Source organism: Streptomyces sp. NPDC019937 (assembly GCF_040631655.1).
GTDB lineage: Bacteria > Actinomycetota > Actinomycetes > Streptomycetales > Streptomycetaceae > Streptomyces.
The window spans coordinates 78,712-94,299 of the sequence record NZ_JBEYAL010000026.1 but is presented as its reverse complement, the minus strand read 5'-3'; the positions used below and the strand labels follow the sequence as shown (position 1 = coordinate 94,299).

Genomic DNA, 15,588 nt, shown 5'->3' with positions numbered 1-15,588 from the left:
CGGCGGGTAGCCTGACCCACTGCTGATGGGCCCTCAGTTGCCAATAAAATAAGACAACCTCGGTCCGGTGATTCGCTGTTCGGGTTCATCGGCCCGGATAGGCTCGTGCTGCTCTCCCATGGGGAGGGAGGTACGCAGGACGTACGTCCCAGGGTGAGCCGATGCCCGGATGGTGGAATGCAGACACGGCGAGCTTAAACCTCGCTGCCCCTCGCGGGCGTACCGGTTCAAGTCCGGTTCCGGGCACCTCCAGATCTCGTGGGCGCACTCTGCGTGCGTGGCCGGTCGCCCACCGTACGACCAGGGCTTATATCCGGCCCCGCACCGGCTCCCGCGGGGCCTCGCGCTGTCGTTACGCGCGTGAAAAGATCCTCCTTGGGCACTAGGGTGCTTTCTTTGCTTACCCATTACTCTTAGGTCAAGGTCGCGCAGGGCGGCCATGGAGGAGTGAGATGAGGAGCAGCAACCCGGTCTTCTCGCGACGGGGGTTCAGCCGCAGCGGCGGCTACGCCGGCTTCGGCGCGGCCCAGCAGGCCGGGGGCCCCGCCGCAGCCCAGGGCAACCCCTACGCGGGCAGCAACCCGTACGCGCAGACGCAAGCCGCACCGGCCAATCCCTATGCGGCCGGTGGCCAGCAGAACCTGACGCCCGAGCAGCTCCAGCAGATGTACGGAGCGCCCCCGGCCGGTCCGCAGACCGGCCGGATGACGATGGACGACGTCGTCATGCGCACCGGTATGACGCTGGGCACCGTCATCGTCGCCGCGGCCGTCGCCTGGATCGCGCACCTTCCGATCGGTGCGGGCATCGGCGCCGCGCTGGTCGCGATGGTGCTGGGCCTGGTGCAGTCGTTCAAGCGCACGCCCTCGCCCGCGCTCATCATGGGGTACGCCCTCTTCGAGGGGCTTTTCCTCGGCGTCATCAGCCAGGTGTACAACGAGCGCTGGTCCGGCGCCCCGATGCAGGCGGTCCTCGGCACGATGGCCGTGTTCGTCGGTGTGCTCGCCGCGTACAAGACCCGGCTCATCCGGGTGAACGCGCGCTTCCAGCGCTTCGTGCTCGCGGCGGCCATCGGCTTCCTCTTGCTGATGGCGGTCAACCTGCTGTTCACCGTCTTCGCCGGCGGTGACGGCATGGGCTTCCGCAGCGGCCCGCTGGGCATCGTCTTCGGGATCATCGGCGTCGTGCTCGGCGCCGCGTTCCTGGCGATGGACTTCAAGCAGGTCGAGGACGGCGTCCGCTACGGCGCTCCGCGCGAGGAGTCCTGGCTGGCCGCGTTCGGTCTGACGCTGTCGCTGGTGTGGATCTACCTGGAGCTGCTCCGGCTGATCTCCATCTTCAGGGACTAGCGCCCGGGACTAGCGCCCGGGACTAGCGCCCGGGACTAGCGCCCGGGGCCGGCGGCCCCAGCCGGTCAACGCCGAAGGGCCCGTGGAGGCAATTGCCTCCACGGGCCCTTCGCGGTCTTCTGTGGCCCCAGGGGGGTGGCCCGGCGTCTGGCACGGCACCTCGCGGCCCCGCGCTCGTCGCACGCAGCGCCGCTGCGCTCTCCTCACGCGGGTTGCGATGCACGGCACCAGACGCCGCTCGCTGATCCGGCCTGACCCACAAGCCACCCCCTAAGCCGCTCTCGTCTCGTGCCCCTCTGTGGTACACGCTGGAAGCCTCCGGGCAGCGGGCTACAGCAGCTTGCGCGCCGCGCGCCTCAGGTCGTGTTCGTGGATGATCGCTTTGGCGTGCCCATAGGCGAGCTGGTGCTCGCCCCGCAGCCAGCTGACCTTCTCCTCGAAGCGGAAGAAGGCGGGACCTTCGTCTACGGTGCGCAGCCAGTCGGCAACGTCACGGCCGGTGCATTGGGGGATGCGGGAGAGTAGGTTCCGGTGAGTCTCGTCGGAGAAGATCTGGGACATCGGCGCCTCCGGACGCGTCCATTCCGGACCCGGGTTCAATCACCCGGGTGGGGTCCTTCAGCTCACCGTGCCTGAGTGTTCGGCCGTTGGCAACAGTCCGTGGGTGGCGCATACGCTCTCGGCGTGGATGATGCGACCTCGTTGCTCCGTGCCGTAGACCGTCTCGCCGACCGGCTGCGCGCCCTCCCGCAGTCCCGGCTGCACCAGGGTGCTGCGGCCGAAGGTCTGGCCCTGGCGAGGGAATTGTCGGTGCGGGCCCAGCGTCTGGAGGAGCCCGGGATCCCGCCGCGGATCATGCCGGACGCGGGGGTCTTCGTGATCGCCGACCAGGTCGCGGTGGCCGGTCATGATTTGGTGCACGCGCTGGAGCGCGCGCCGGGTGGCGCCGCGGACGCGCGGAGCGGGCGCATATCCGAAGCGGTCGCGCTGGTCGAGGCGGCGGCCGGGCGCTGCGGCCTCTGAGGCCGCTTTACGGGGTCACAGCGAGGCGATGACGCGGTCGGCGAGGACGTACACGTTCTCGTCCCCGCACCCGAAGGTGAGCGCGTACGCGCCCGAGACGCCCGAGCCGCCGAGCAGCACCGGGGTGGTGCCCTCGCGCAGGGCGTCCGCCAGCCGCTCGGCCGTTTCCCGGTGGCCGGGGGTCATGCAGATCGTGGTGCCGTCGGCGAAGACGTACACGTCGAGCGTGCCGAGCGGCCCGGGGCGTACGTCCGCCAGCGGCGTACGGTCCTCCGCCAGCTCGGTCAGCCGGGCCACCGTCCGGTCGTGGTCGGCGATCGGCGACGAGGGCGTGAAGTCGGGGTGCGAGGGGTGGCGGCGGCGGGCGGCGGCCAGCTCGGGCGACTCGCCCGCCTCGGCCTCGTGCTCCGTCTCGGCGCCCAGCTCCGCGCCGACCTCGGCGCCCACCTCCAGCTCCATCGGGTCCTCCGGCTCCTGCTCCGCGGCGGAGTCGCGGGCGTCCGGCCCCAGCGCGTCCAGCCCGAGCAGGGGCTCGAGGCCCGCCAGATCGGCCTGGCGGGGCACGAAGAGCTGCGCGTCGTGCGGCGCGTCGTGCCGGTCGTCCTCGCCGAGCCCGGCCAGCCCGCCGAGCAGCGAGGGGGCGTCGGACGACCCGGCCGAGTCCCGCGCCTCCTGGGCCGCCCAGAACGCCCGGGCCTCGGCCAGCTCGCGCTCCCGCTCCTCGGCGAGCGCGTCGGCGACGGCCGCCCGTATCTCGGCGGCCGGAGTGGCGCGGGCGGCGGGCACCGCGACGGCGTCCTCCCCGGACCGGTCCGCCCGGCCGGCAGCGGTGGCGGCGGCGACCGTGGCGGCCAGCTCGGCGCGCAGCTCGGTGATCTGCCGCCGCACTCCGCGCGCGGTGTGCAGGGCTGCGGCGCCGGTGGCCGCGGCGGCCGCCGCGGCCAGCAGGAGGGCAAGGGTCATGGGGCTCACTGACGTAACTCCCGGTTGCTGTCGATCCCCCGAATTCCTACCTCAGCTTGACTCGGATCGCCTCTCGGCGTGAGGCCGTGACGTCGTCCAGCGGACCGAAGTCCATGCCGGGAAAGGGGCCGTCCACCGCTGCTGACCTGGGAAGACGCGGCTCCCCCAGGACGTTGGTCACATCCTGGGGGAGATTGGGTCACAACTCGCGCTCGGGCCGTGTATCCGCCGGAGTCCGGCCCGGCCGCCCGGATCAGCTCAGGCGCTCGATGACCATCGCCATGCCCTGGCCGCCGCCGACGCACATGGTCTCCAGGCCGAACTGCTTGTCGTGGAACTGCAGCGAGTTGATCAGCGTGCCGGTGATCCGGGCGCCGGTCATGCCGAACGGGTGGCCCACCGCGATCGCGCCACCGTTGACGTTGAGCCGGTCCAGGTCGATGCCGAGGTCCCGGTAGGACGGGATGACCTGGGCGGCGAACGCCTCGTTGATCTCCACCAGGTCGATGTCGCCGATCGCCATACCGGCCCGGGCCAGCGCCTGCTTCGACGCCTCGACCGGTCCGTACCCCATGATCTCGGGGGAGAGGCCGGAGACGCCGGTGGACACGATCCGGGCCAGCGGCGTGATGCCCAGCTCACGCGCCTTGGTGTCGGACATGATCACCAGCGCGGCGGCGCCGTCGTTCAGCGGGCAGCAGTTGCCCGCGGTGACCAGGCCGTCGGGGCGGAACACCGGCTTCAGGCCCTGTACGCCCTCCAGCGTGGTCCCCGCGCGCGGCCCGTCGTCCGTGGCCACCACGGTGCCGTCGGGGGTCGTCACAGGGGTGATCTCGCGCTCCCAGAAGCCCTTCTTGATGGCCTCCTCGGCGAGGTTCTGGGACCGCACGCCGAACGCGTCCATGTCCTCGCGGGTGATCCCCTTGAGCCGGGCCAGGTTCTCGGCGGTCTGCCCCATCGCGATGTACGCGTCCGGGATCAGCCCGTCCTCGCGCGGGTCGTGCCAGTCGGTGCCCGCCTGCTCGGCCCGCGCGGCCGTCCGGGCCTCCGCGTCGGCGAACAGCGGGTTGTGGGTGTCCGGCAGCCCGTCCGAGCTGCCCTTGACGCTGCGCGACACCATCTCGACGCCCGCCGAGATGAACACGTCCCCCTCGCCCGCCTTGATGGCGTGCAGCGCCATCCGCGAGGTCTGGAGGGACGAGGAGCAGTACCGGGTGATCGTGCACCCGGGCAGATGGTCCATCCCCATCTGCACGGCCACGATCCGCCCCAGGTTGTGCCCCTGCTCCCCGCCCGGCAGCCCGCAGCCGAGCATCAGGTCGTCGATCTCCCGCGGATCCAGCTGCGGAACCTTGGCGAGCGCGGCCTGAATGATCTCGGCGGTCAGGTCGTCGGGACGCAGATCCTTGAGCGACCCCTTGAAGGCACGGCCGATGGGCGAACGGGCGGCAGAGACGATCACGGCTTCGGGCATCACGGCTCCATGGGGCGGATCGGGGGTGCGACTGGGACTGTGAGGGAAGTTACCCGCACGTAGAGCGGGGGTCACGGGGCGAGTGCTGTGACGCGGAACTCTTTTTCCTAAGCGTACGCTCAGCCGCCCCACCCGGGGGCTCTTCCCCCACCCCGCCCCTCCCCGAAACCGTGGGCTGCGCCCCCGGGCCCCCGACCGGGCTCCGCCCCGGCGCCCCGTCGGGGCCTGGCCTGGCGGGCCGGCTGTCCGGCGCGGACGGCGAGGCGAAGCGCCCAGGGCCAACGCCCCCTCGGCCCAGGAGGCCCCCCGCCCACCGGGCCCGCTCCCCGGCCCAGGGGTCGCCGGTCCGGGGTCCGCCAGTTTCCGGCCTGGGCGCCGGGTCCCGGAGGGGGCCGCCATCCGGCCGTCGGGACTGCGGGTTGGGGGTCCGGCACCCGGCTCCGCCGGGTGGCGCCGCGGCCGGGCGGAGGCTGTCTCTCCGGGGCGCGGTCCGGTCCGGAGGTCCGCCGCCCAGCGCTTCTGGGAGCCTCCCGGGTCCGCCGCTCCGGGCCGGGGTGGCCGGCCCGGGACAGAGGCCCCATCGCCCTGCCCCGACCGGGCGTGCGGGTCTGGAGCGCGTCGGGGCCTCCGGGGTGTGCTGCGGGTCCCGCCCACCGGGGTGCGATTGCGGAGCAGGCGCCTCACCCCCAGCCCCTCCTGCGATTGAGGAGCGGGGGTGTGGGGGCGGAGCCCCCGCCCGGGGACGGGGCGGAGCCCCTCACGCGGCGGGGCCGCATATCCGGTGCTGCGGGAAGGGGCGGGGTGGGGAACAAGCCCCCCTCAGTGCGGCAGCGGGGGCACCGGGGCGGAACCCTCGGCAGGGGTCTCGGTGGGCGGCTGGCGGCGCCGCAACAGCCGGGCCCACGGCCCACGGGCCGCCGTCACCTCGGTGCCGCCCTCCGCCGCGGCCTCGGCCGCCGCCGTGGCCACCGGCAGGATGCCCTCGTCGCGGGTCTCCGGCGCCTCCTCCGGCCACAGCCCGAGCGCGTCGCACAGCGTGGGCAGCACGGCCATCGCGGCCGTCGCGTACCCCTCCGCCGAGGGGTGGTAGTTGTCCGGGCCGAACAGCTCCCGCGGATTGGCCGCGAACTCCGGCCCCAGCAGATCGCCCAGCGACACCGTACGGCCGCCCTGCTCCACCACCCCGATCGTCTGCGCCGCCGCCAGCTGGCGGCTGAGGCGGCGGGCGACGAAGCGCAGGGGCTGGTAGACGGGCTCGATCGTGCCCAGGTCGGGGCACGTACCGACGACGACCTCGCACCCCGCCTCGCGCAGCCGCCGCACCGCCTCCGCCAGCAGCCGCACCGACTGGGCGGGCGGCATCCGCCCGGTGACGTCATTCGCGCCGATCATGATGACGCAGACGTCCGGCAGCTGCTCCGGATCGTCCAGCACCAGCGTGACCTGCCGTTCCAGATCGCTGGACTGCGCGCCGGGGAGCGCCACGTTCCGCAGGTCCACCGGGCGTTCCGCCACCGCCGCGAGCCCCGAGGCCAGCAGCGCGCCCGGCGTCTGACTTGGGCGGTGGACGCCCTGTCCGGCGGCCGTGGAGTCGCCGAGAAAGGCCAGTCGCAGTGGGGGCTGGCCGGTCCTCCGGGCGAAGGCGAAACCGTAGCGGCCGTCCGCGCGCGGCGGGGCCTCCTCCGACCCGCCCACGATCCGTTTCGCGAGTGACACCTCGGTGAGCAACAGCACGGCGGTCACCCCGCCCAGCAGCCCGATCCCGCCGCCCCCGTACGCCGCCGCGGCCGCGATCCGCCGCGCAACCCTCGCCCTCGACATCGACATGGGTCCAGCCCACCTCCGTCCGAACGCCTTCTGTACCTTTGTACGCCTTGCTGACCAGTTGGTGCCCCCCGCGTGCTCGGCCCCAACCACACGGGCCGGCGGGCGGTTCCGCGCAATAAGCTGGCTCTACGGGCCCGCGACGCGGCCGTCCCGACGCGGAGATCCCGCGGATTCCGGACCAGGAGCAGGCGTGCAGTACTACGAATCGATGATTGAGCTGGTCGGCAACACCCCGCTGGTCAAGCTCAACACCGTGACCGAGGGCATCCGAGCGACCGTTCTGGCCAAGGTCGAATACTTCAACCCCGGCGGCTCGGTGAAGGACCGCATCGCGGTGCGCATGATCGAGGCGGCGGAGGCGTCCGGCGCGCTGAAGCCCGGCGGCACGATCGTCGAGCCGACCTCCGGCAACACCGGTGTGGGTCTGGCGATGGTCGCCCAGCGCAAGGGCTACAAGTGCGTATTCGTCTGCCCGGACAAGGTCTCCACCGACAAGATCAACGTGCTGCGGGCGTACGGCGCCGAGGTCGTCGTCTGCCCGACCGCCGTCGACCCCGAGCACCCCGACTCGTACTACAACGTCTCCGACCGCCTGGTGCGCGAGACCCCCGGCGCCTGGAAGCCCGACCAGTACAGCAACCCCGACAACCCGCGCTCCCACTACGAGAGCACCGGCCCCGAGCTGTGGGAACAGACCGAAGGCAAGATCACCCACTTCGTGGCGGGCGTCGGCACCGGCGGGACGATCAGCGGCACCGGCCGGTACCTGAAGGAGGCGAGCGAGGGCCGGGTCAGGGTCATCGGCGCCGACCCCGAGGGCTCCGTCTACTCCGGCGGCACCGGGCGCCCGTACCTGATCGAGGGCGTCGGCGAGGACTTCTGGCCCACCGCGTACGACCGGACCATCGCCGACGAGATCGTCGCCGTATCCGACAAGGACGCCTTCCAGATGACCCGGCGGCTCGCCAAGGAGGAGGGGCTGCTGGTCGGCGGCTCCTGCGGCATGGCGGTCGTCGGCGCGCTCAAGGTCGCCGAAGGGCTCGGCCCGGACGACGTGGTCGTCGTGCTGCTCCCGGACAGCGGCCGCGGCTACCTCTCCAAGATCTTCAACGACGAGTGGATGGCCGACTACGGCTTCCTGGAGGAGGACGGCCCGGCCGTGCGCGTCGGCGACGTCCTCCAGGGCAAGGCCGGCGGGCTGCCGTCGCTCGTCCACATGCACCCCGAGGAGACCGTCGGGGAGGCGATCGAGGTCCTGCGGGAGTACGGCGTCTCGCAGATGCCCATCGTGAAGCCCGGCGCCGGACACCCCGACGTGATGGCCGCCGAGGTCATCGGCTCCGTCGTGGAACGCGAACTGCTGGACGCCCTCTTCGCCCAGCGCGCCTCCCTCGGCGACCCGCTCGAGAAGCACATGAGCCCGCCCCTGCCGCACGTCGGCTCGGGCGAGGCGGTCGAGGACCTGATGGCCGTCCTGGGCCGGGCGGACGCGGCGATCGTGCTGGTGGAGGGCAAGCCCAAGGGCGTGGTGAGCCGGCAGGACCTGCTCGCCTACCTGGCCAACGGCGCGAAGTGACCCCCGGGTTGGCGCTTTGGCGAAGTGGTACGTGAGCGTCACGCGCCCGCAGCACAGCGTTAACACTGCCCAGGCAGATTAGGGGATGTCGGAACGGACGACACCGACATCCCTGAATGCGGCGACCAGGACATCCGGAGCGGCTCCCGGACCTCCACAGTCGCCCAGGACGCGGCCACCGCGTCCACGCGGGAACCGCCGTCGTCCCGCCCTCGGCACACACTGCCGGGGTGCGGCGGTTCCCGCGCCACTCATCGGTCCCGGCGGAACCGGGAGAAGACGCCCAGCGCGTGCACCGCGTTGACGCCGACGATCCCACCCCAGGTGATCAGCAGCCCGGTCTCCCCGGCGTTGACCGCGCCGATCGCCGACAGCGGCACCGCGAGCACCAGGGACACTCCGACGAAGGCGAACCGCTCGCCGAGCCCCAGCCCCGCCGCCTCCCCGTCACCGCCCGCGTTCGGGCGCGCGCCGCGCGCGGCGGCCATCTGGCGCTCGGCCTGCTGCCGCCGCAGCTCCCGGTCCGACGTGGCGTCGAAGCGCTGCTGAACCTTCTCCAGGAAGGCGTCGATCAGTTCCGACTCGTACTCCGCGCCCAGCTCCTTGCGGGCCTGCAAGGTCGCGTCGAGTTCCTTCTTGAGATCGGGCTCATAGCCGTCCATGCATCGAAAGGTACGGTCACGGGGACGCTGTGTCGGTAGGGCCAGCCCCCGAAAGGCATAAGGGGGCCGAAAGGAGTCAGTTCCGTGACCGCACCTCTCCTCACCTCCCTCGCCGCACCGGACGGTGACCGCCCCGACGCGCTCACCGTCGGCGGCCGTGCCCTCTCGCGCGAGGAACTGCTGGGCGCCGCGGGCGCGGTGGCCGCCCGGGTGGCCGGGGCGCCGGTCGTCGCGGTCCGCGCGACCGCGACCGCGGAGACGGTCACGGCGGTCGTCGGCGCGCTGCTCTCCGGGGTGCCCGTGGTCCCCGTACCGCCGGACTCCGGGCCCGCCGAACGCGACCACATCCTGCGCGACTCGGGCGCCACGCTGCTGCTGACCGGCGACGCCGATGTGGAGGCGCCGATCGAGACGATCCCGGTGGACCTGACCGAGCGGGCGGCGTGGACGAAGCCGGAGCCCGACCCGGAGTCGACGGCGCTCATCCTCTACACCTCCGGCACCACGGGCGCGCCCAAGGGCGCCCTGATCTCGCGCCGCGCGGTCGCCGCCGACCTGGACGGGCTGGCCGAGGCCTGGGCCTGGACACCGGACGACACCCTGGTCCACGGGCTGCCGCTGTTCCACGTCCACGGCCTGGTGCTGGGCGTCCTGGGCGCGCTGCGGACCGGCAGCCGCCTCGTCCACACCGGTAAGCCGACCCCGGCGGCGTACGCGGCGGCGGGCGGCAGCCTCTACTTCGGCGTACCGACGGTGTGGAACCGCGTCGTCCAGGACCCCGAGTCCGCCCGCGCCCTCTCCGCCGCCCGCCTCCTGGTCTCCGGCTCGGCGCCGCTGCCCGCCCCGGTCTTCCGCGACCTGGAGCAGCTCACCGGCCAGCGCCCGGTCGAGCGCTACGGCATGACCGAAACCCTCATCACCATCTCCACCCGCGCGAACGGCGAACGCCGCCCCGGCTCCGTCGGCACCCCGATCAACGGCATCCGCACCCGGATCGTCGCCGAGGAGGGCGCCGAGATCGGCGAACTCCAGCTCACCGGCCCCACCCTCTTCGACGGCTACCTGGGCCGCCCCGAGGCCACGGCCGGTTCGTACACCGAGGACGGCTGGTTCCGCACCGGCGACATCGCCGCGGTCGACCCGGACGGCTTCCACCGCATCGTCGGCCGCGCCTCCACCGACATGATCAAGTCCGGCGGCTACCGCATCGGCGCGGGCGAGGTCGAGAACGCCCTCCTGGACCACCCGGCCGTCCGCGAGGCCGCGGTCGTCGGCGCCCCGCACGACGACCTCGGCCAGCAGATCGTCGCCTACGTCGTCGCCGACGGCATCGGCGAACAGGACCTGATCGACTTCGTCGCCACCCAGCTCTCCGTCCACAAGCGCCCCCGCAAGGTCCGCTTCCTGGACGCCCTCCCCCGCAACGCCATGGGCAAGCCCCAGAAGAAGCTCCTGCCCCCGGCCTGACCGGGGCCGAGCCCTCGGTCGGGGTCCAGGCGCCATTGCCACCCATGAACTCCCTGTCTACCGTTGGCCATTCCGGACAGACGGATCAGTGGAGGAATCGATGGCCCGCGCCTGGGAAGCCGACCCGTCCGCCTCGTTCGCGCGCCGATTGGGGAAAACGGCGCGCGAACTCGGAAAGACCGGAGGGCGCGACGGATGCCCCGACATCTGGCAGCTCGACAACGGTGACATCGCGGTCATCGGCCGCGACCTCACCGACGCCTACCGCGCGAAACTCCCCGAGGACGCCAGCATCGCCCCGGACGAGCGCCTGGTCGTCATCCCGGGCGCCACCCTGAGCGCCGCGAAGCCGGACATACCCGACGCCCGGGCCTGACCGCCTCCGCCGCGAGTCGGTCACTCCGGTGGGACGCTGTACCGCTCCAGGGTCGCCTTGGACGTCGAGGTGTCCATCAACCGCAGTTCCCACGGGCCGGTGTTGACGTCGAAGTCCTTGCCGAACCCGACCCACTTGCCGGCCATGCGGCGGCCGGTCGGCTCCACGAGCATCTGGATCGCGCCGTGGTAACACGCGCCCTGGTAGTAGCCATCCGTGGCCGTCTGCTCGGTCCAGGTGCCCGTGACCACGCTGCGGCCGACGGTGAGGTCCAGGGAGAGCGGTGAATCGGGGTTCACCGACGCCCCGTTCAGCGACCGCCCCGTCAGGCGGTTGCCGTGCTGGACGAGCACGACGTAATGCCTGCCTTCGTAGACGTCCTCACGGCCTGACGAGTAGTACTCGTACCGGGAGAGCCAGACGCCGCTGAAGTTGTCTCCCGCCGTCTGCCCGCTCGCCCGGGTGTCGGCGGAGGCGGGTGCGATGCCCATGGTGTCCTCCGTGCTCGGTGCCATGTCGTGGCCTCCCGCCCCATCGCCCCGCACTCGCGCCATGGGCACCTGCGGCGCGAAGCCCAACGACTCGACCGGCACCCCTGTGACCTTCTCCAGCGCGCGGATGTAGACGGGCCTCGGCGATCTGCTGATACCGGATTCCCAGCGTTGGACCAGCCGCTTGCTGGCCTCGTTCGGCTCGCCCAGCTCCACACCTGCCCGGCGGAGCGCTCTCGCCAGGTCGTCCTGGCTCATCCGCAGGCCGATCCGCACGGCCCGCAGTGCGTCGTTCGGTGCGTGCACCTCGGTCGTCATGACGTCCACGCTAGCCTCAGATGCCCGTCAATGACACCTAAATGACGCCTTTTGAGGGACGCCCGAATAACACCTTTTCTGCCATCGCGGTGACCTGGATGCCGACGGCACCATCACGACCGAACACGACAGAGAAGGCGGATCGTGATGGACAGGGCAGCAAAGCGGCAACGGCTCATGAGCATGCGCGTATCCCGTGACAGCGGCCGTACGTGGGGCGCCGAGGTGGTGGTCATCGCCAGTGATCCGCTGGCTCCCCCGCTCAGCTCGGTGTGGCCACCGTGCCAATGTTTACGCTGCGTGGCCGGGCCAGGCGCGGCGCCTGACCGGTTCACCGGCGGGGCGACCCGGTGAACGGGGAACTGGGCCCGGGACGACCTGGTCAGGCCGAGGCGGCGTTGCGCCGGGTGTTGCTCTGGTATCTGCACTCCGCGGACGCGGCCCAGACCTGGATCAATCCGCACGAGGCCCATATCCCGCTCGAACCGCTGAGTGAGGGCGTCACCCCCGCCTCCTTCGCGGACTACGACGAGGCCATGCGGTGGTACGAGGCGGAGCGCGGCAATCTGCTGGCCGCGACGCGCGCCGCCGAGGAGGCCGGTCTCGACGCGATCGCCTGGCAGCTTCCGGCGGTGCTGCGGAGCGTGCACATGATCCTGAACCCGTTCGAGGAATGGCTCGCCATGAGCCGGATCGGGCTGGGCGCGGCGCGCCGGGTGGGCGACCGCACGGCGGAGGCCGAGCTGTTGGAAAGCCTCGGGATGGCCTGTACGCAGTCCCATCGCCTCGAGGAGGCCGCCGAGTACCACCAGGGTGCCCTGGCCGCCCGCCGGGAGACGGGGGACCGGCTCGGGGAGGCGCTGTCGCTCAACGACATCGGGCTGATCCACCTGCGGGGGCGGCGGCTTGCGGCGTCGAAGGAGCACTTCGAGCAGGCCGCACGCCTCTTCCGGGAGCAGGAGGCCGCCCACTGGGAGGCCGTCATGTTGTCGAACCTCGCCGAGGTGACGTACGAGCTGGCCCAACTGGAGGAGGCGTCGGCCTTTGTCCACCGGGCCCTGGAGATGCACCGCGAGCTGGGGAACCAGGGCGGCGAGGGCAACGCGCTGCGCATCCTGAGCGCCGTACAGCGGGAAAGTGGCCAGCCGGAGGAGGCGCTGCGGTCCGCACAGGACGCGCTGGAGATCGCCCTCAGCCACCGCAACCACATGTGGGAGGGGTACTGGCTGCTGGAGCTGGGCCGTGCACAGCAGGCGAACGGCGCGTTCGGCGACGCCCTGGTCTCGTTCCAGCGCGCCGCCTCGCTGCAGTGCCGCCTCGGAGACCGGGCGCGGGAGGCGCGGGCGTGGGACGGCGCGGGGGAGACGTACCGCCTGCTCGGACGTCCGGCGGAGGCGGCCGACTTCCATCGCCGCGCGGTGGCGGTCCACCGGGAGCTGGACGACGCGTGGCACATGGCGCTCGCCCTCGACGGCCTCGCCGGTGCGCTGCGCGAGGCGGACGAAACGGAGGATGCGCGGCGGAACTGGGCCGAAGCCCTGCGCGCGCTCACCCCCTACGACGACCCTCGGGCGGCCGCCCTGCGCGAACGCGTCACCGCCGCCCTCGCGTAACGAGGCCGTCAGGAATGCTTGCGCTCAACGCTGGAGGCCAGCGCCTCCAGCGTCCGTTCCATCGTCCATCGATTGCGAGCCGAGCGTCGGCCCAGGCCGGTGGTGACCACCGAGGTCGCCTTGAAGAACAGGCTGCGCCGATCGAAAGTCCGCTGCGTGACCTCACACCCGCCGTCGCGCGGGACGATCTCGAACTCCCAGGCCGCGACCGGCCGACCGGCCGCCTTCACGTCGAACGCGAAACGCTGTCCGGGGTCGGCCGCGGTGACGGTGCAGATCGTGCTCCACTTCACCCAGGGACGCCGGTTGTGTCCGCGGAAGGTCGATCCGACCGCCCCCGGCTCGCCCTTCAGCCACTCGGCTCCCGTCGCCTCAGGGCTCCACTCCCCGATCCGGGTCACGTCGGCGATCAGCTCGTACACGTCCTGGGGATCAGCGGCCATCACGCGCCGCGCCTCGACCGTGGCCACGAACAACACTCCTCGACTTCAGGCGTCCACGCGGTGGGGCGTCTGGTGGGTGATCAGAGACGCGAAGAATGTTCCCGCTCCTCAGCAGAGCCGCGACATGAGAGCTGCCCAAGTCCCGTTCGTTGCAAGGAAGAAGCACCCTTCAGGCCACGAAGAGTATCGGACGCTACGTCCGTAGGCGGCGGGCGCGCAGTGGCATCTCAGGCCGGTGGTGTGCTGCGCGAGGCGGACGAGGCGCCGCACTGGGCGGAGGCCCTGCGTGCGCTTGTCTCCTACGACGACCTGCGGGCGGCCGCTCTGTGTGAACGCATCACAGCCGCCCTCGCGTAACGCGGCCCGTCAGGAGGACTTGTCGCGGTCGAACGCGGCGGCTCCGGAGGGAGCCGGCCAGACGAGCCGCGCGGCCTGGATGGAGCCATCGGTCCGTGGGCCGAAATGCCGGATTGCCCGGTTCGGCGGCGCGGCCGCGCCTCTACAGGGGCGCGGGCGCCGGCCGGGGGCGGCATCTGCTGGACGTGCTGGTCGGTGCCCACCTGCTGGAGCCGACCGGGCCCGACCGGTGTGAAATCCACGAGCTGCTGCGCGCCTACGCCGCCGACGCTACGGGTTCGTCCAGTCGTACATCGCCATGTCGGCCAAGAGCCACCCGGCCATCAGCCGCGCTGGCACTGGTTTCGTACTACCCGGTGTGGCGGGCCGCCCGTAGGTCGGTCTTCCTTACCCGTCGTCGGTGCATTGTCCAATCAGCGACGGAGGCTGTGGACGAATTCGCTCATATGGCGTCCCGTGTTGCACCACCAGACGGCGTCCGAACCGTGGCGGGTCGGGTGCACGCCGGACCGGTGGTCGGGGCAGACCGGCCAGACCACGCCGTAGGTATCGGCCACGAAAGTCTGGACCGCGTCGGCCACCTCGACCAGGATGCCCACGGGGTCACAAGCGTGGACATCGGATTCGGCCACGCCGATGGAGCCCCCAGGGAGGTGCTCGTCCGGGGGGACGAGATACGGGGCGAGAGAGACGTCCCGGCCGGTGTCCAGACGTGCCGCGGTCGTGACCGATGCTACGGCGTCGGCGGTGAGGTTCGCCCGATGCTCGAATGCCAGATGGGCAAAGCGTGCTGAGGGCAACTCCCCGTGGGTCGTGAAAACTTCCCTGACCCAGCTCGCGGACTTCAGGTCTTGAGCCGAGATATGGAGATCTTTCTCGATCCTCTCGAGCCAGGTGATGAAATCCCGTTCGTAACGCTGTTCAATGTCCATGTCGTGTTCGCGGTCCTTGACCGTGCATATGGGCCGGTTCGGCCCTTCCGTTGTCCGGGAGGGCCGAACCGGGTATGACGCTTCAGGTGGAAAGATGGTCAGCGACGGTATCTGCCCCCCCCGGGGAACGATTAATCGGATACCGCGTCCTGAAATAACCGAGGTGGGGCAGCTTGGCCGTTCCGTTGCCCCACCTCGATGTGTGTCAACTCAGCATTCTCCGCGCCACCTGACGCTGTACGCGACGAGCTGGCGAGGGGCGTTCCATTGGTATTGCCCGGGCCCTGGGTTGTAGTGGAAGCACGTGGTGGCGGTGGCGTCACCTTCGTACCAGTAGGTCAGGTCGACGTGATCCGCGCCAGGGAAGCTGTATCCGTTGTTGAACACCCTGACGAAGGCAGCCTGTCCGCTCCAGTTTCCCGCCGTGTGCAGCGTCCTGTTGCCGTTCGCGTCCCAGGCGCAGAAGTACCCTTTTTCGCAGCCTGGCGGGTTGGGCTCTGCGGCTGCCGTGGGCGCGAATCCCACCACTCCGCCGAGCGCCGCCGCAGATGCCGCCACACCTAAAATGCTCTTGCGCATTCTGATACTCCCGTTTCCTGCGTGATGTCATGCGAGTTCCAGGAGCTACGTTCGGTGAGTAGTGTGTAATCCGGGAGCAAGGCGTGCAATAGGAATCACAGCATCCGGTAGACGGCCAAGGCGCCGGTTGCAATGACC

Annotated in this window: 16 protein-coding genes and 1 tRNA gene; 8 read left to right on the top strand and 9 right to left on the bottom strand. The window is 71.3% G+C overall.

Features of this window, described 5'->3' with window-relative positions; translation table 11 throughout:
• The first annotated feature begins 163 nt into the window (after positions 1 to 163).
• Positions 164 to 246, top strand: a tRNA-Leu gene (locus tag ABZ562_RS25440).
• A gap of 206 nt (positions 247 to 452) precedes the next feature.
• Entirely contained in the window at positions 453 to 1,349 is an 897-nt protein-coding gene (locus tag ABZ562_RS25435) for a Bax inhibitor-1/YccA family protein (protein ID WP_361483853.1), read from the top strand.
• Positions 1,350 to 1,679: 330 nt separating this feature from the next.
• Here the strand turns inward: ABZ562_RS25435 and ABZ562_RS25430 are convergent, their stop codons facing one another.
• Positions 1,680 to 1,910, bottom strand: a complete 231-nt coding sequence (locus ABZ562_RS25430) for a DUF4287 domain-containing protein (protein WP_055557681.1) — start codon at positions 1,908 to 1,910, stop codon at positions 1,680 to 1,682.
• A gap of 123 nt (positions 1,911 to 2,033) precedes the next feature.
• Between ABZ562_RS25430 and ABZ562_RS25425 the strand changes: the two genes are divergently transcribed.
• Positions 2,034 to 2,372: a hypothetical protein gene (locus ABZ562_RS25425; protein WP_361483851.1), complete on the top strand. Its 339-nt coding sequence runs from the start codon at positions 2,034 to 2,036 to the stop codon at positions 2,370 to 2,372.
• Positions 2,373 to 2,387: 15 nt separating this feature from the next.
• Here ABZ562_RS25425 and ABZ562_RS25420 read toward each other — a convergent pair whose 3' ends face one another.
• The 3 genes from ABZ562_RS25420 to ABZ562_RS25410 all read right to left on the bottom strand — a co-directional run bounded on the left by ABZ562_RS25420 (position 2,388) and on the right by ABZ562_RS25410 (position 6,636).
• A complete protein-coding gene (locus tag ABZ562_RS25420) occupies positions 2,388 to 3,344 on the bottom strand; it encodes a hypothetical protein (RefSeq protein WP_361483849.1) in 957 nt (318 codons plus the stop codon).
• Between the two features lie 244 nt (positions 3,345 to 3,588).
• Positions 3,589 to 4,809 (bottom strand): acetyl-CoA C-acetyltransferase, encoded by a 1,221-nt coding sequence (locus ABZ562_RS25415; RefSeq protein WP_361483848.1) that lies wholly within the window; start codon positions 4,807 to 4,809, stop codon positions 3,589 to 3,591.
• Between the two features lie 819 nt (positions 4,810 to 5,628).
• Complete coding sequence (locus ABZ562_RS25410) at positions 5,629 to 6,636, bottom strand: SGNH/GDSL hydrolase family protein (protein ID WP_361483846.1); 1,008 nt, start codon at positions 6,634 to 6,636, stop codon at positions 5,629 to 5,631.
• A gap of 190 nt (positions 6,637 to 6,826) precedes the next feature.
• Here ABZ562_RS25410 and ABZ562_RS25405 point away from each other — a divergent pair, with 190 nt between their 5' ends.
• Complete coding sequence (locus tag ABZ562_RS25405) at positions 6,827 to 8,212, top strand: cystathionine beta-synthase (RefSeq protein ID WP_361483844.1); 1,386 nt, start codon at positions 6,827 to 6,829, stop codon at positions 8,210 to 8,212.
• Positions 8,213 to 8,463: 251 nt separating this feature from the next.
• Here ABZ562_RS25405 and ABZ562_RS25400 read toward each other — a convergent pair whose 3' ends face one another.
• The gene (locus ABZ562_RS25400; protein WP_361483842.1) at positions 8,464 to 8,874 is read right to left on the bottom strand and encodes a hypothetical protein; all 411 of its coding nucleotides are present in this window, start codon (positions 8,872 to 8,874) and stop codon (positions 8,464 to 8,466) included.
• A gap of 84 nt (positions 8,875 to 8,958) precedes the next feature.
• Here ABZ562_RS25400 and ABZ562_RS25395 point away from each other — a divergent pair, with 84 nt between their 5' ends.
• Positions 8,959 to 10,341 carry an acyl-CoA synthetase gene (locus ABZ562_RS25395; RefSeq protein ID WP_361483840.1) on the top strand — a complete coding sequence of 461 codons (1,383 nt, stop codon included), beginning with the start codon at positions 8,959 to 8,961 and terminating at the stop codon, positions 10,339 to 10,341.
• A gap of 100 nt (positions 10,342 to 10,441) precedes the next feature.
• Positions 10,442 to 10,717: a hypothetical protein gene (locus ABZ562_RS25390; RefSeq protein ID WP_361483838.1), complete on the top strand. Its 276-nt coding sequence runs from the start codon at positions 10,442 to 10,444 to the stop codon at positions 10,715 to 10,717.
• 20 nt (positions 10,718 to 10,737) lie between these two features.
• Here the strand turns inward: ABZ562_RS25390 and ABZ562_RS25385 are convergent, their stop codons facing one another.
• Positions 10,738 to 11,526, bottom strand: coding sequence for a helix-turn-helix transcriptional regulator (locus ABZ562_RS25385; RefSeq protein WP_361483836.1), 789 nt, complete (start codon positions 11,524 to 11,526; stop codon positions 10,738 to 10,740).
• Positions 11,527 to 11,876: 350 nt separating this feature from the next.
• Between ABZ562_RS25385 and ABZ562_RS25380 the strand changes: the two genes are divergently transcribed.
• Complete coding sequence (locus ABZ562_RS25380; protein WP_361483835.1) at positions 11,877 to 13,139, top strand: tetratricopeptide repeat protein; 1,263 nt, start codon at positions 11,877 to 11,879, stop codon at positions 13,137 to 13,139.
• 8 nt (positions 13,140 to 13,147) lie between these two features.
• Here the strand turns inward: ABZ562_RS25380 and ABZ562_RS25375 are convergent, their stop codons facing one another.
• Positions 13,148 to 13,609 carry an SRPBCC family protein gene (locus ABZ562_RS25375; RefSeq protein ID WP_361483833.1) on the bottom strand — a complete coding sequence of 154 codons (462 nt, stop codon included), beginning with the start codon at positions 13,607 to 13,609 and terminating at the stop codon, positions 13,148 to 13,150.
• A 192-nt stretch (positions 13,610 to 13,801) separates the two neighbouring features.
• On the opposite strand from ABZ562_RS25375, the gene ABZ562_RS25370 reads away from it, so the two are divergent.
• The gene (locus ABZ562_RS25370; RefSeq protein ID WP_361483831.1) at positions 13,802 to 13,939 is read left to right on the top strand and encodes a hypothetical protein; all 138 of its coding nucleotides are present in this window, start codon (positions 13,802 to 13,804) and stop codon (positions 13,937 to 13,939) included.
• A 413-nt stretch (positions 13,940 to 14,352) separates the two neighbouring features.
• Here the strand turns inward: ABZ562_RS25370 and ABZ562_RS25365 are convergent, their stop codons facing one another.
• Together ABZ562_RS25365 and ABZ562_RS25360 are read right to left on the bottom strand one after the other, a co-directional pair.
• Positions 14,353 to 14,871: a hypothetical protein gene (locus ABZ562_RS25365; protein ID WP_361483829.1), complete on the bottom strand. Its 519-nt coding sequence runs from the start codon at positions 14,869 to 14,871 to the stop codon at positions 14,353 to 14,355.
• A gap of 210 nt (positions 14,872 to 15,081) precedes the next feature.
• Positions 15,082 to 15,450, bottom strand: coding sequence for a hypothetical protein (locus ABZ562_RS25360; RefSeq protein ID WP_361483827.1), 369 nt, complete (start codon positions 15,448 to 15,450; stop codon positions 15,082 to 15,084).
• Between the last annotated feature and the right edge of the window lie 138 nt (positions 15,451 to 15,588).

What these genes read in the sequence shown, in the direction of transcription:
- ABZ562_RS25435 (WP_361483853.1), top strand. Translation starts at nt 453, where the DNA reads ATGAGGAGCAGCAACCCGGTCTTCTCGCGACGGGGGTTCAGCCGCAGC.
- ABZ562_RS25430 (WP_055557681.1), bottom strand. Translation starts at nt 1,910, where the DNA reads ATGTCCCAGATCTTCTCCGACGAGACTCACCGGAACCTACTCTCCCGC.
- ABZ562_RS25415 (WP_361483848.1), bottom strand. Translation starts at nt 4,809, where the DNA reads ATGCCCGAAGCCGTGATCGTCTCTGCCGCCCGTTCGCCCATCGGCCGT.
- ABZ562_RS25410 (WP_361483846.1), bottom strand. Translation starts at nt 6,636, where the DNA reads ATGTCGATGTCGAGGGCGAGGGTTGCGCGGCGGATCGCGGCCGCGGCG.
- ABZ562_RS25400 (WP_361483842.1), bottom strand. Translation starts at nt 8,874, where the DNA reads ATGGACGGCTATGAGCCCGATCTCAAGAAGGAACTCGACGCGACCTTG.
- ABZ562_RS25390 (WP_361483838.1), top strand. Translation starts at nt 10,442, where the DNA reads ATGGCCCGCGCCTGGGAAGCCGACCCGTCCGCCTCGTTCGCGCGCCGA.
- ABZ562_RS25385 (WP_361483836.1), bottom strand. Translation starts at nt 11,526, where the DNA reads ATGACGACCGAGGTGCACGCACCGAACGACGCACTGCGGGCCGTGCGG.
- ABZ562_RS25365 (WP_361483829.1), bottom strand. Translation starts at nt 14,871, where the DNA reads ATGGACATTGAACAGCGTTACGAACGGGATTTCATCACCTGGCTCGAG.
- ABZ562_RS25360 (WP_361483827.1), bottom strand. Translation starts at nt 15,450, where the DNA reads ATGCGCAAGAGCATTTTAGGTGTGGCGGCATCTGCGGCGGCGCTCGGC.